This window comes from Saccharolobus solfataricus, from assembly GCF_900079115.1.
Classification (GTDB): domain Archaea; phylum Thermoproteota; class Thermoprotei_A; order Sulfolobales; family Sulfolobaceae; genus Saccharolobus; species Saccharolobus solfataricus.
Map to the genome: position 1 here is coordinate 1,443,506 of NZ_LT549890.1, position 13,626 is coordinate 1,457,131.

Annotated in this window: 10 protein-coding genes and 4 pseudogenes; 5 read left to right on the forward strand and 9 right to left on the reverse strand. The window is 38.7% G+C overall.

The window, feature by feature from the left end; genetic code table 11:
• Window positions 1-19 precede the first annotated feature (19 nt).
• Together SSOP1_RS07815 and SSOP1_RS07820 are read right to left on the reverse strand one after the other, a co-directional pair.
• The gene (locus SSOP1_RS07815; protein ID WP_014511659.1) at window positions 20-1,276 is read right to left on the reverse strand and encodes an RNA-guided endonuclease InsQ/TnpB family protein; all 1,257 of its coding nucleotides are present in this window, start codon (window positions 1,274-1,276) and stop codon (window positions 20-22) included.
• Window positions 1,254-1,834, reverse strand: a pseudogene (locus SSOP1_RS07820) (IS607 family transposase). The gene SSOP1_RS07815 and the pseudogene SSOP1_RS07820 overlap by 23 nt, the downstream one beginning before the upstream one ends.
• A 290-nt stretch (window positions 1,835-2,124) precedes the next feature.
• Here SSOP1_RS07820 and SSOP1_RS16360 point away from each other — a divergent pair.
• A pseudogene (locus SSOP1_RS16360) lies at window positions 2,125-2,792 on the forward strand (ISNCY family transposase); the annotation flags it as partial.
• Window positions 2,793-3,200: 408 nt separating this feature from the next.
• Here SSOP1_RS16360 and SSOP1_RS07835 read toward each other — a convergent pair.
• On the reverse strand, window positions 3,201-3,773 hold the full coding sequence (locus tag SSOP1_RS07835) for a metallophosphoesterase family protein (protein WP_010923431.1): 573 nt from the start codon (window positions 3,771-3,773) through the stop codon (window positions 3,201-3,203).
• A gap of 558 nt (window positions 3,774-4,331) precedes the next feature.
• Here SSOP1_RS07835 and vapB point away from each other — a divergent pair.
• The 3 genes from vapB (at window position 4,332) to SSOP1_RS07850 (ending at window position 6,261) form a co-directional block, all read left to right on the forward strand.
• Window positions 4,332-4,553: a type II toxin-antitoxin system VapB family antitoxin gene (gene vapB, locus SSOP1_RS07840; RefSeq protein ID WP_029552585.1), complete on the forward strand. Its 222-nt coding sequence runs from the start codon at window positions 4,332-4,334 to the stop codon at window positions 4,551-4,553.
• 49 nt (window positions 4,554-4,602) lie between these two features.
• Entirely contained in the window at window positions 4,603-4,938 is a 336-nt protein-coding gene (locus tag SSOP1_RS07845) for a type II toxin-antitoxin system VapC family toxin (RefSeq protein WP_231918326.1), read from the forward strand.
• Between the two features lie 207 nt (window positions 4,939-5,145).
• Complete coding sequence (locus tag SSOP1_RS07850) at window positions 5,146-6,261, forward strand: hypothetical protein (protein ID WP_009991657.1); 1,116 nt, start codon at window positions 5,146-5,148, stop codon at window positions 6,259-6,261.
• A 143-nt stretch (window positions 6,262-6,404) separates the two neighbouring features.
• Here the strand turns inward: SSOP1_RS07850 and SSOP1_RS07855 are convergent.
• The 3 genes and pseudogenes from SSOP1_RS07855 to SSOP1_RS07870 all read right to left on the reverse strand — a co-directional run.
• Window positions 6,405-6,743, reverse strand: a pseudogene (locus SSOP1_RS07855) (transposase); the annotation flags it as partial.
• A gap of 719 nt (window positions 6,744-7,462) precedes the next feature.
• A complete protein-coding gene (locus SSOP1_RS07865; RefSeq protein ID WP_014511660.1) occupies window positions 7,463-7,960 on the reverse strand; it encodes a hypothetical protein in 498 nt (165 codons plus the stop codon).
• Window positions 7,961-8,101: 141 nt separating this feature from the next.
• Window positions 8,102-9,075, reverse strand: a pseudogene (locus SSOP1_RS07870) (IS5 family transposase).
• Window positions 9,076-9,199: 124 nt separating this feature from the next.
• On the opposite strand from SSOP1_RS07870, the gene SSOP1_RS07875 reads away from it, so the two are divergent.
• Window positions 9,200-9,538: a hypothetical protein gene (locus SSOP1_RS07875; protein WP_010923427.1), complete on the forward strand. Its 339-nt coding sequence runs from the start codon at window positions 9,200-9,202 to the stop codon at window positions 9,536-9,538.
• Between the two features lie 60 nt (window positions 9,539-9,598).
• Here the strand turns inward: SSOP1_RS07875 and SSOP1_RS07880 are convergent, their stop codons facing one another.
• The 3 genes from SSOP1_RS07880 to cmr6 form a co-directional block, all read right to left on the reverse strand.
• On the reverse strand, window positions 9,599-10,549 hold the full coding sequence (locus SSOP1_RS07880) for an IS110-like element ISC1190 family transposase (protein ID WP_010923426.1): 951 nt from the start codon (window positions 10,547-10,549) through the stop codon (window positions 9,599-9,601).
• Between the two features lie 1,073 nt (window positions 10,550-11,622).
• Complete coding sequence (locus SSOP1_RS07885) at window positions 11,623-12,681, reverse strand: ISH3 family transposase (RefSeq protein ID WP_164497328.1); 1,059 nt, start codon at window positions 12,679-12,681, stop codon at window positions 11,623-11,625.
• A 214-nt stretch (window positions 12,682-12,895) separates the two neighbouring features.
• Entirely contained in the window at window positions 12,896-13,624 is a 729-nt protein-coding gene (gene cmr6, locus SSOP1_RS07890; protein ID WP_009990111.1) for a type III-B CRISPR module RAMP protein Cmr6, read from the reverse strand.
• Window positions 13,625-13,626: the final 2 nt, after the last annotated feature.

Genomic DNA, 13,626 nt, shown 5'->3' on the forward strand with positions numbered 1-13,626 from the left:
GGGAAGAGGGGTTTGGGCTTCATTGAATTTTCATGAATTTGTATCCAATCCTCAGCCCTTGGGCTTCACCAAAGTCACGGACGTTCATCCCTCTCCGCCCCATTAGCGGAATAACCCCAACCCCACCCTCACGGATGTGAGGGAATCCGCACATCTTGAGGTATATGTTTAGAGAAGCATTCAATTGCCTATCCAACTTGAACCCACACCTCTCACACTCAAAGGTCTTACCAACCTTTCGGGATACAAACCCACATCTGGGGCAAGACCTAGATGTAAAGCGTGGGTTCACTTCCTTCACGAAGGAGCCGTAAAGCGGAGCCTTATACCTCAACACTCTGTGTATACTCCCCCAAACCGTTAAAGAAATCTTCCTCGAAAGAGACTCATTAGCATCTACAAACATACCCTCCTTATCAAGCTTTTCAACAGCAAAAAACGTCATGGGGTACAAGTCCAGTAACGCATTTACAAACTTGTGAACAAAATCTAAAACGCGATTCCTCTCCCTATGTGAATACTTCCTTAACAACTCTCTCCCCCTCTTCGTGTGCTTAGATGCAAACGATTGCACCTTAGCCCTCTTCACCTCCATGGAGTACTTAAGGGAGTACAACTGCTTCAGAGAGATTGTAACGAATTTCTCACCATCATAAGCATCTAGAGTATAAAGGTTGGAGTCAATGGCCAGGAAGTTCACTGGTGTTGCCCAAGGTAACTTGTAACGAAATGACAAATACACTTTCTCCTCCTTAATTACAGGTTCACCAAGTTCCAACTCCCTAACCCTTCTTGAGAACCATGACTTACTCCACGAGAAGGTGATGTACTCATAAGGTCTTACCGTTATTCTAACGCTTTCCCCAACAACCTTCCTCAGAGTCGTCTTTATCCTAACGTAAGCCTTCTTCACCCTTGGTTTTCCAATTGATGCCCTCCCCTTTATGGCCCTTTTCCTCCACGACTTCAAGATCGAGAATGCGTCATTAATTGCCTTATCGACGTAGTGTGACGCGAGGTGATTGATCTTCTCCAACTCTTCCCTAAGTGGTTTATACACCTCCCTCTTCTTCGGTAGTGTTATCTTGTAATTACCGTTCTTTCTTACTTGTATTTTCGTTAAATTCCACAAGTAGTCAATTGCTTTCTGTAGTAGTGTTCTGTATTCTTTAATTAATTCTTTGCTCTTCTCCCTCTTGTCGTTCTTGATGGAGTACGTGAAGTATGCGTATTTCTCTTCCGGTTCAAATTTTCTAATTCTTAAGTTCTTCAACACATTTCTTCACCTTTTCGTACTTGTGACTTCTCATGCCATACAGTTTTCCGCTGAATGAGAACAGAATGGAGATTAGGTCTTCAATCATCTCCTGTTCTGGTGTTTTGTCCTTCTGGTTTAGTACTACTATTTCGCAGTTGTGTGCTTTGCACACTTCCTCTAAGATTTCGAAGCCTAACAAGTCTGTCTGGGTAGGCAACAACTACGCGTGATACTTCGTTGTTTAATATCATTCTCAACAGCTTCAAGAACCCCTTTCTCTTCATGTTTAACCCGGAACCTATGTCACTAATTACTTGATCATATTCTTTGACTTGTTCCTCTAGATATTTTACTTGGTTTACTAGTTCGTCTTTTTGTGTGGAAGATGGTACTCTTGCGTATAATATTACTTTTCTTTTTCTAATAATTCCCATTAGTCTCTCTATGTCTTCTTCTCTGAATCTTTGTTTTCCGCTCTGTAGTATAATTGGTTTTATGTATCCTTTCTTTACGTAGTTCTGTAGTGTGCGGTAGGATATTCCCAGTCTTTGGCATACTTCCTTATGGCTTTAACATTATAATTAAATATTCATACAAAGTATATAAATTTCACGGTTTAACGGAAACTGTTAGCACCGGCGATTCAAGTGTCTTTTGCGAATTGTAATTTGTAAGTAATGTGGTTGTAAAAATGTTAACATTGTTATTTGTGTGTCTCTGCTAGTTAGTCGCCTTCATTCAGTTAAATTCGTAACAATCTTTAAATAGCATTTATCGGAAAATCCTTGCAGTTTGAGGAGACCTTAAAAACTTTTAAAAATTAACCAAATAAATTATCGTGTGGATAAAATTCCGGCAATACAACTCTTACTACAGTAAAAGACTTGAGGGCAAACGAGGCCTACGTAGTAACAATAATACCGTATATACCACAAAAGGTTGTTGAGGTGTTAAGGGAGAGGAAGTTGAGTTTAAGACCAAAATACAAGAATACTTGGAAACTTTGCCAATGCTCGAGAAGGAGTTTAGTGTTGTATGCAAGGTTTTTGATTCTTGATACGTTAATTCCAAAGCTCTCTTAAAGGATACTGTGGGGGAACTCAAGTCCAACGCGCGGGTCAACGAGGGTGGTAGATCCGTGCCCGTTGGCGAGTTCCCCCAAGGGGAATACCTAGTTGAGTATCTAGGTGTTCCCATAAAGTTACTTGTAGTAGATGATTATAAGGGTTTGGGTAAGAGGTACTTCTTCTCTACTAATGTAAATGATACTTCAGAGGACATAATAACTTCATGGGAGAGTCGTTGTTGGGGTTTTGATTAGGGAGTTAAAGGCGTTGGGGTTGGATAAGGGTTCTTTCCTCACTTGGGTTAGGAATAAGGGTTTTGTGACCTTGAAGGTCCTCTCTTGGTCCTCTCGTTCAAGTACTCCCTTGGTTTGAAGTTAGGTGCCAAGAGGATATCAAGGTTGATAAAAAATATTTATCAGTCTTTGGGTGGGATTAAGAAACTGTTTAAGAGAAGGAAAAATACGTAAAATGCCATTCAGTTATTAGAATATATCTAAATAGAAAAAAGTGGCAAAAATATTATTTTTTATAAAATTTTATATATTAGTAAAACCTACTACCAACCAAATATATAAAAAATTAATCACTTAAAGTGAAATTCTAGAAATATTACTAAAAGAACCGATAATCTGAGAGTGTTCTCATAAAGTCATCTTATTCGATATCAAATATCAAAATTATATCAAGTTCTCTAACATACTCTACCCCTTTCAAGTGGGATTTTCTTATTCTTTTGTAAAAGACTAAAGATAATCAAGATAACAAACTTAAAGATTGAAAGAAAATACCTCCTCACCATCCTCATATACTGTAATTTTATCGTTTTCTAATATTCCATAACATTTATAAGTTTGAGAACTATCAACTCTAAGATATTATGTCCCTGAAGGGAATTGGTAATATGAATAACAACCTGCTGTCATGTGCCCATTAAAGAATAATCTAGGTTTTAAATATTCCACTGCATCAAACATTAATTCGTTATATTCATCTTTTTTCATTTTAGGGTATATTTCAGGGATATATGGAGGTTGATGAGCTATCAAAATATCTACTTTTATTCCAGAATTTTTTATCTTATAAATTGCATTCATAAATTCTGTAGGCTTAGTTAAAGGTACTCCTTTTGAACTTCTTTCACCAATAAGCCCATTTATTCCAGCAATTTTTAAACCACAAATATCGAAAACTTTACTATTAGGCATAGCATAATTCATTATTACTGGGAAATTCTCATGATTACCATAAATAGTTAATAGCTTAACTTTAGAACTTATTCTCCTAAAGTCCTCCAGTGTCATTCCTTCATCCCAATCCCCTGCTGAAATAAGTACCTCGGGTTCAGTCTCACTTATAACTTCTAATAACCAGTCCACTGCAACTGACTCATCGTGTCCTCTAAAAAAGTTAAAAGATTTGTGAATATCACTAACTAATAGGAATCTCACGATTTTTATGTATAGAGGAGTCCTTAATTAACCTTACTTTAACTTCTTCCTTAGCAACTTGATTAACCGCTATGAATAAGTCTTTAATTGAAAGTCTTACTAGGTAGACTACTTCGTCCTCACTAATGACCCAAAATCATTTTCCTAGAATAATACTTGTCAGCTAAAGAGGATAATAGAGTAAATTGCATAATAAGAATTAAAGGTGAGGAAGCTAGTATTATGTGTTTGAACATCATGTTATCTTTAAGGAGATGATTTTTTGGGTCTACCGTAAAAGGTGAGTCCTTCAGCAGTTACCGATATAGACCCATTTTTCATTGGCTTAGCTGAAGAAGTGTCAATAGGGGAGAGAATCTTTGTTCCTATACGATCTGGTAAGTCTACTTTGGCAAACTGTGTCTGAGTGTGGATAACAATTTTGTTTTAATATAATAAAGTAAAAATTTATTTTCAACTTATGATTAGATTTATCAGATGGTAATAAAGAATGCTACAATTTTAATCTATGTACCAGAGATAGAAACGTTTATATTTCCCGTATACGTGTATTATAATATGAAAACCGTATACAGTTTAAGGTTAGATAAGGAATTACGTGAGGAGATGGAGAAATATAACGTCAAGTGGAATGAGGAGATAGAGAGCTTTATAAGAAAGAGAATTGAGGAATTGAAGAAAGAGGAGATCTTAAAGAAGATTAATGAAATCCTCCAAACAATGCCAGAAACTAAGTCAAATAGTGCAGATTTGGTGAGGGAAGATAGGGATAATAATTGACGCATCTGTCCTAGCTAAATTTGTAACTAAGGAGAAAGGATGGGAGAAGATTAGAGAGATTTTGAAAGACGCTGAGACATTAGACTTCGCATTAGTGGAAGTATCTAACGTAGTATGGAAGAAAGCTGTATTAACTGGGGAATTAACTGGGAAAGATGTAATTAAGGCAATTACTATTGTTAAAGAGTATTTACCACAACTGCTTACAGTTAACAAAAGCATTGACTTAATTGAAAGAGCTATTGAGATTTCCGTTAACGAGAAAATCACAGTATATGATTCACTTTATATTGCACTGGCTGAATGTAAGGGGAGTAAATTGGTAACGGGGGATAAGAAACAATACGACGTAGCTAAAAAGTACGTCATCTCTGAGCTCATATAGACGAAACAGTTTAGAGCCTATGCTTAAAGAGCTCCATTACCTCTGAGCTTATATAAGTACGATAAGGTCATAGAGGTATTTCTGCGTCGTAGTTGAACTATAGAAGAGGTAACTTGAGTTTGTAGCTACGTGAGGAACTATCTCTTTAATAAACCTTGAGAACAGTCTCATATATACTTAAATTTCCCCTTTACAGAAGGTATAACTATGAGTATGATTGTTTACACTACTGTAATTGATGGGGAAATAAACGTTAAGAACCAGCAAAAATTTTTCAGCAATCTAGCTACAGCAGTTAACGTTATTTCTCAGTCATTTGATGTGGAACCTTTGAAGTCCCTCCATGAGAAATACAGCGATGTTACAAAAGGGCTAGATGAAGTGGAGCGTAAGGACGGTGCATTCTATGCTTCCTATTTATTCCACAAAGTGTTCGACGACTACTTTAATAACGGCAGGCTAAAGGCACTATTAGAAGAGGTAAAAGAATCCAATATCGAGAAAAAAGTTAAGGAAGTTATTAAGAGAAGTGAGGAAGAGGCTAATGATGAGGTCGACGATAACTTACCTGTCGTTTGGTCTTTCAAGACTCCAGATATATTCAGTGTATTTAAAAAAATTGATTCTGTGTCAGGTAAGGAGTTCGAAACGGAATATTTAGGAATAAAGGTCTACCTTACGATAAGACCCTATTCGGATGAACTGGGCTATTATGCCCCTTTCCTTTTCTTTACAAAGAATAAGCCTAGGCTTGGAGTAAAATTCGGTGATATTTCAGTAGACCCCTACGAGATTAGAGTCCTTCAGTTAAATGAGGAAAGAGAGAACTTCGTACTAACCTTTTTAGAAAAGATATTGGGCAACCTAACTTTAAAATCAAAGACCAGGTTAGAGATTAGGGAGGTTTCACAGTTCTCAAATACGGAGTATTTATTAATAGCGTTGAGATATACACATTGGCTATTAAGGAGAACAAAGCTGACTTTAGAAAAGGCTGTTAACTATTTCCCATTTCTTCTAGCATCCGTAGATAAACCTGTAAGGTTTGTACAGAATATAAAGGACCTCTATCATAGAATAGAAAAGGATGGGGTAGATTTAGATACAATAAGGAAAGAAATTGAAAATTTGGGTTGGTATAATATAACCTTACCCAGTAAAGTAAACATACAGCAAGTTAAGGGGATTAATAAAATCGATGAGTTGCTTAAAATAGGTATGAAATTAGGAAATCCCATAATGATGATAGTGTACGTTGGTATGTCTATAATTTATGTATATAAAGTTAACGGATACGACTTTGACAAAGTGCTTAAAGTCTAAAGCCTTACGGTATAGCGATTTTTGATTGATTAGTAGTTGTTCTACTTTAACGTAGCTTAAACATTTTCATCAGATCCGGTGCACCACCTAAATGATTTTCAACGAATCTGAGGAGCTCCTCCACTAGTATTTCCAGAAAGTTCTTAGACCTCAATTTTATCTAATCCTAAGTATGTTATTGCATTAAGATTAAATCTATACTTATTTTCTTCAAAGAACTGTTTAATACAGTTTTTAACGTCTTCTATCGTATAGAATATTTTATTGCTCATGTAGTTCTTGAGGGACTTGAAGACCGCCTCAGCCATATTAAGCTCAGGCGAGTAAGGAGGAGTAAACACGGGATGAATACCCTTCCTGCAACAAACCTCAAGCGTACCCTTAGTCTTGTGAGGAGAGTAATTATCCATGACCATGTAAACCCTACCACTACCCACACGCCTCTTAAAGTACCTCAAGAAATACTTAACAGATTCAGAGTAGCATTTATAGGAAAATCGTTACACTTTTACGTTACGTTAAAAATATATAACGAATCTTTCCTGGTTAGATGAGAAATGTTTATTGATAAGCTATAATATTAAGAAGTACAATGAAAGATATTTATAAATACATGGATAAATATTTTGACTTTTTATGATAAGGGAATTTCCTAAAACTACTATCAGAGTTAGGCCTTTTAGCAAGAGAAACCACTACTTCGCCAGTCCAAGCGTTTATAGAGTAACATAGATTGAGGAAAAACCTATATTGACGCGCATTACGGGCTTACTGCCAACCTTAGCTAGAACTTTCTTAATTGACGTTAGTATTTTGGAAAAGTTCTTAGACTATGATCTAGTGGTATATCCTTTGCCTAAAGCTATAAACTTTCTGAAAGCACTAGGGAACTATATACCTTGGCTGGAGATAACAAGTATCTTAGCTCTGCCCAACCAATAGTTAATAGTGGTAAACTTGGGAGGTTGACTTTCGCTTATCCCACCCCTAGAAGGGGTAGGGCTTTCGGTCTTTTGTAATTAGGGATTATATAGCGAAAGCTTAATCAATCACAGCCTACACTACTTGCACAGAGTTCTAGACATCCTGCATAACATGCTGCATCTGTACCAAGGGGGTAAACTTCAACTTATGGTACAAGCATCTTCACAACCTCCGTCAATACATATTTCAGTTGTCCATTCATCTAACCCAGCCATCATTACGTCACCTTATGAAAATTAGTTTTCTTTACAAGATCTGTAAGCCCTGATGATCCATTTACTTCCAAGAACCTAGAGAACATTTCGTTCTCAGTACCTTTAGTTATAGCCTTCAATAACACCTCTTTTTCTTCACCCGGGTTAGACTCAATCAACGGTGATTTCACTTCTGCAGGTCCACCTTCAAATATTTCTACGTTATCCCCCTTAATATTTATGTAAATTCCCCTACTCTTAATTGTGTAAAACCCTTGTTCATCCTTATCTCCGACTACCTTATACATGAAAAGAGTAATTCTTAGTGATCCGTCATCGCGTTGTGTAACTGTAGTTATTACTTTAGTATCATCTAACGAAGTTTTTATTTTATGAAGTAAGCTATGTGTTAAAACATGCCTATCTTCCATTACGTAGTATCCATCCTTAAGCTGTACTTGCTTCAGCACTTTAACATCTGATTTTTCAACTAACTCCTTATAACTCTCTTTTTTTGACATCGTTATGCTGTTCAAGTCTTGCTTTATAAACTTTGTGGTATATACCTACTTTGTTGATTCGTTCAATTTGTCTCATTAAAACGATATTGTATAACACTAATTTTTCAGTAATTAATATTTATTTCAACGTTCTTCTCAAGCTTACACCCTAATGCCCGGAGCCCTACCGACTACAGAATTCGCCAAGTTAACCATCCACGCTAGTATTTTGGAAAAGTTCTTAGACTATGATCTAGTGGTATATCCTTTGCCTAAAGCTATAAACTTTCTGAAAGCACTAGCGTAAGCCCAGAACTTGAGCTTAGCCTCAACTACTTGCCCAGCAAAACTTGTCTAACCGATTCCCCAAAAGTACGCTTCACCGCAGAGAACAAGGACTCGACCCGCCACCTAACGCCATAACCCTTCTCCTCCTTCCAACGATCATAACCCAACTTCCTAAACTCCCGCACAGCCTTACGTCTAGCAAGATGGCGTTTAGTAGAAGCGTTCTTCTTGGGAGGAACTACAACCTCAACTCCGGTCTTGTAAACCTCATTGGCGTCATATGCCTTATCTCCATAAAACTTCTTGACCTTCTTTCCCTTATCTTGAAGATCCTTAACTGTTTTTACAGCACTTTCAACCTCGTTGCTAGTGACCTCAGCGTTTATCACGTTGAATTCGTTATTGTCCATTACTATCTCGATCTTGAGGAATTTTGAATCCCTAGTCTTACCCCACTTGGCAACAATGTATTGTCCTCCCGTGTTTGTGCTAATGCCGGTAGCGTCTGCAATTACTTCAAGTTCGTCACTTGTCTCGGGGAAGGTTATGTTCATGTTCCTCACTCTCTCCCATATTGTTGAGTAGTCGAGGCTTGTGGGGATGATCTTCAATTGTTCTAAGGCTCTCAATACTCCTTCTATTGCTCTGTAAGGTAGGAAGATGTGTAAGAATGCTAGGAATTCGTTGAACTCCTTCGGAGCTTTATACTTTGTCCTAGCGTTCCTGTTCTCCTCTGCTAATAAGTCCCACCAATGTTCGAATACGTAGAAGGGGAACATCAACTTATATCTAGTTATGACGTTCTCGTCGTACTTGCTCCAGTCCCTCTTGTACTTACTCTTTTCCATAGGTAATACTTAAACGAATAATTTATAAACTTTTTGTACAATTCTGAAGCAATCCACAAAGCAGGTATATACTTGGACTCTGGGACAAAAACTTTAGATACCCCTTATTTTCTATCATGAACACATGAATAAGAAGTTAACTCAGAAAGACTTCGACAATTTCAAGGAGTCAATAGAGGACTTGATCAAGTTGTACAAGGAAAGTAGGCTCAGTAAGATAGAGAACAATAAGGAGAGCGAAGAAGAGAGGTTAGCCAGATTAAGAAGATTCGGTCGAGAGTTAAGGCAAGACTTAGAGGAGGCAAAGTTCGTCAAGATCAAGAAAGAACAAGGGAGAAAAAGCAAACTAACCCCACAAGAGAAGGCATACATACTGATAATCAAGGAATATCTAGGCTTATCCAACAGGGAAACCGCAGAACTAGCATCACTACTGAACCTAACGAAGGAGCTTCCGGTATAAAAACCTTTCCGTGAAAATCGAGCATAGTACACACTACTTATTCAAGTGATGTCACCTGCTTTACTCGCTAGCATCAAAGGGCTTATTATAATACAGCACAGCCCAAGTAATAACAGCAAGCTTCCTGGCACAAGCAGTAATCAACTTTTTACCCTTCAAATTCCCCTTGTGCTCCTCATAAAACCGCTTAATAATAGGATTAACCTTGATAGCAGTTAAAGCTGCAAGATAGAAAGCCCTCCTCAAAACAGCATCACCCCTCCTAGATATGCCTCTCGATACAACACTCTTCCCACTGGATTCAACAAGAGGATCGAGACCACAATAAGCGACAAACCTCTTCTTGTCACCAAAACGCTTAACATCACCAACCCTTGCTAAAATTATACAACCCAACGTTCTGCCAATACCCGGAATCGTGAAGATCAAACTATCCTTAGGAACAAGATCCTCAAGCTCTTCCTCAATCTCCCTCTTCCTAACCTCAAGCCTCTCCAACTCATCCAAGAGGAACCTAACCTCAGATAATACTATATTATCCTCCCCCCTCAATACCTCATTCAAGTTCTTCTTGGACAAACTGTCCTTATAGCCTAGAAGTATTAAATCTCTCCTTAGCCTATTCTTAACCCTAACAATGCTCCTTGTGATAAAATCCCATTGGCTTGTTAACTCCTTAGCCTCACTCGTTGTAAACTCACTGCCCATACTTATAACTAGTTCAGCGAGCTTTTTAGCGTCATTCTTATCACTCTTCTTACCCCTAATGTCCTTGAACTTCTTGAGTATGAGGGGATTAATAATCCTCACGTCGTACTCCTTACCCAAGTACTTAGCCAAGTTGATGTGGTAAATTCCAGTACTTTCTATAGCAACTTTACAACCCTTTGGCAAGACTTGCTTTACTCCTTCAAAACCTTGCTTATTATTTTGAAATTCATAGTATTTACCTTGGAAGTACACTACTAATTTATCTTTTGAAACATCTATTCCGGCGACTGGGGCCTCCATGTATACTCACCCTTATGTTTTATTCGGGCTTCAAGCCCAACTTCCGGTCCGAATTGGAGGAGGCCAAGCTCCCTCTCGAGCTCTAAGCCCAAGGAGATCAACGGCCTCAACCCCAGTCAGATCTGTAATACGCAGATCTGACTAATATGTTTTATATAAGGAGATAAGCCACAAGACAGTAGAGAGACTATACTCCCACCTCACGTCTTCGTCATCCTCTACAACCTACTCTCAAAGACCGTTGATGACCTTAAGATTGACGCGACCATGGACGGGCTGTTCCCCAGTAGTGACCAAGCATTACAAGAGTGAAAGAGAGAAATCCAAGGAAGAGATAAAGGAAGGGAGAACTTCGTGTACTCCTTCTTCATCTTTGACTTGGGTAGTAACTTGATTGTCGCTTACGGTTATTCGCTTAAGAGTGAGAGGGAGGCTTATTAGATGGTTCTCGAGGTCCTGAGGGATCTTGGCGTTCAAGTGGACTCTTGAGGGCTGATAAGTACTATAGCAAGTCTACACTGGATGATTTCCTTGATTCTGAGATCTACTTGATACCCTAACGCTACGATCAAGGGAGGGAAAAGGTGGAGGGAGATGATATTGAAGTTCATGAAGAACCCACTGGAGTATTTGGAGGAGTATTTTAAGCGTGAGAGGCTCTGATCTTCATTAAAAGGAGGACAGGGTGGATCATAAATAAGGTCAGAGAAGAGAGGATCCACTTGACGGTCTTAGCGAGGGTCGCGATTCACGATCTACTGTGGTCTAAAGCGTTAGATTAAAAATCCCGAAATGCTATATAAATTTAGAAACCCATTAGACTAATTTGTCCCAGACTCTCAAAATTTTCTTAGACCTTGGCTGTAAGAGCTGGGTCAGTACCCTCGGGACTGGGGGATCTTAAGCCTGTGGAGAGAAAACCCTCCGTAACCTCTCTTTCACACGGGGTATTAGAGAACGATTCCGTTCGATGGAACCTCAGCTGTGGGTGAAGGGGGATCGAGGTTTCTCTGAGAAGCAGGAAATCTTCACCGCGAGGTGGAGATACCCCGCCCTTAGCGGTAGACCCAAAATCACCTCCATAAAAATAAATCTATAGTATTAATAAGTGTTTTCTCAAGATTAAATATAAAATCCTTTAGATCAGATAAATCGTCTAGAAAGCAGAGGATGAGCAGCAATCTAAACTCCTCTCTTGTCATGACGTTCTTAAACACGGTGTAAAGCGAGTAGAAGATCATGGCCAGCACGAAGATCAACTCGCGGAAGATGAACTTGGTGGAGCTCGTGAAGGGAAGGAAGGCCTTGATGTTCCTGTAAGACGTCTCAATGGGACTCCTAACCTTGTTGTACAACTTCAGCACTTCCCTCTTGGGTAGGTCGAGGTTGGTCGCCCTCGCGAAGTACACCACGGTCTTCTTCCTCTTCTTAACGATTTCCTTACCATACACCAGGAGTCTGAACTTGACCTGCTCTTCCTTCTTATGCCTCTTACTGTTTGTCGTGTACTCTCCGTCGAACTCCTCGTAGATCTTCACGTCCCCCACAGGGACTCCTATCACGAACTTGAACTGCGATATGAACTTGAGGACTTCCACGGTGTAGAATCCCGCGTCCAAGGTTACGAGCCCCACCTTGAGGCCCATTCCCACAATTTGCTCCATGAGAAGCTTCACGATCTCATCCTTGCTCATCCCGTTAACTTGGGGAACGAAAGCTAGGAGGAGCACCATATTCTGATACTTCGTGGTCGCGGTAGCGTAGTTCCACGAGTTCCCCTTGGCTGAACTACCCAGTCCCTCCACCGGCTTACCATACCACGTCTTGGTTGTCCAGTCTATGGAGATGTCGACTTCCTTCACTCCCTTGAGTATCTCCATGGAAATCCTCCTCATGGACTCTAATAGCTTCTCGATCACCTCAGTTCCCTGCTCCTCCACGTAGTTCCTCACGGTCTGTGGTGACACGTTATACCCTTTGGACTTGCTTTCCACGGAGTCGTTCCACAAGCACGCGGAGACCAGAACTCTCGATACCTCCTCAGCCTTTCTTCCCTTGAAGCTCAACATGGAAAGTAATTTATACCCTACTTGTTGTATATTATTTTGGTGGGGAAGACCAGGTGTTATCACCTTGTCTTCACCACGTGATAATACCGGTTTCCTCACCTTAAATCTTTCTTCAATTAGTTGCGTTCTTGTTAAAGCTATAAATTCTATTATTTTTCAGAATCTGATATTACCCAACCAAAATTATTTTTTGTAAAATGATTTTGGGTCTACCGTTAGGACGGGGTAGTTCACCGTAAGAATGTAACGATTTTCTAAAAAGTTTATTGGTGGTTTCTCACTCACCATGACACTTCACGTCCATCTCCTTTATATCTAAACTTCCATATCCTCTAGTTACTTTTCTCCCCCAGCCTATTCTCATTGAAAAAATCATAGTCTTAAGTAATAAATATAAGGAATCCTTTCCACACTCATTCAACTCTTTATTATCGAAAGCTAAATACGTCTTGAACGTAATACCCTTATTTATAGCTAAGAACTTTATAGGAATTGGTTTAACATTGTATTCGTCTTTAGCTCCATTATAATGCGGAGTTATTATATCATACGTTAAGACGTTCTTACCATCTATGGGGTATGCGTTGAAGAAAATCACCTTTCCCATCTTTCCTTCATCACCGTATAAACAAGATTCTACTTTATCGTTACTGGTTACTTCTTTAAAATAATTCTTCACAATCCCCTTTATTTCGGATCCGGCAATATAAGGAGTATCTAGTATCATATCCCATGCTAGTGGAACTTCTGTTATGAAATATATTGGACTCCAACCCGTTAGCAATTTACTTAGAGTTATAAAGGTAATTTTCACATAACACAATCCCGATCTATCTAAAGCTCTTTCCACATCATCGAGGTAAGATTTTATAAGATTGTATCGTGGTGTGAAATTTACTAAATTCTCCATTGTATTGTCTTTCGCTAACTTCTGTCCTTTTTCTTTAAGATTAGTCATATATTCAGATATTATTCTAAGTAACTGATTACCTCTTTGTCTTTCCATAA

Bases quoted from the DNA above. Each gene is read 5' to 3' on its own strand.
- SSOP1_RS07875 (WP_010923427.1), top strand. From the start codon at position 9,200: ATGAATAAGAAGTTAACTCAGAAAGACTTCGACAATTTCAAGGAGTCA.
- SSOP1_RS07850 (WP_009991657.1), top strand. From the start codon at position 5,146: ATGAGTATGATTGTTTACACTACTGTAATTGATGGGGAAATAAACGTT.
- SSOP1_RS07880 (WP_010923426.1), bottom strand. From the start codon at position 10,549: ATGGAGGCCCCAGTCGCCGGAATAGATGTTTCAAAAGATAAATTAGTA.
- cmr6 (WP_009990111.1), bottom strand. From the start codon at position 13,624: ATGGAAAGACAAAGAGGTAATCAGTTACTTAGAATAATATCTGAATAT.
- SSOP1_RS07865 (WP_014511660.1), bottom strand. From the start codon at position 7,960: ATGTCAAAAAAAGAGAGTTATAAGGAGTTAGTTGAAAAATCAGATGTT.
- vapB (WP_029552585.1), top strand. From the start codon at position 4,332: ATGAAAACCGTATACAGTTTAAGGTTAGATAAGGAATTACGTGAGGAG.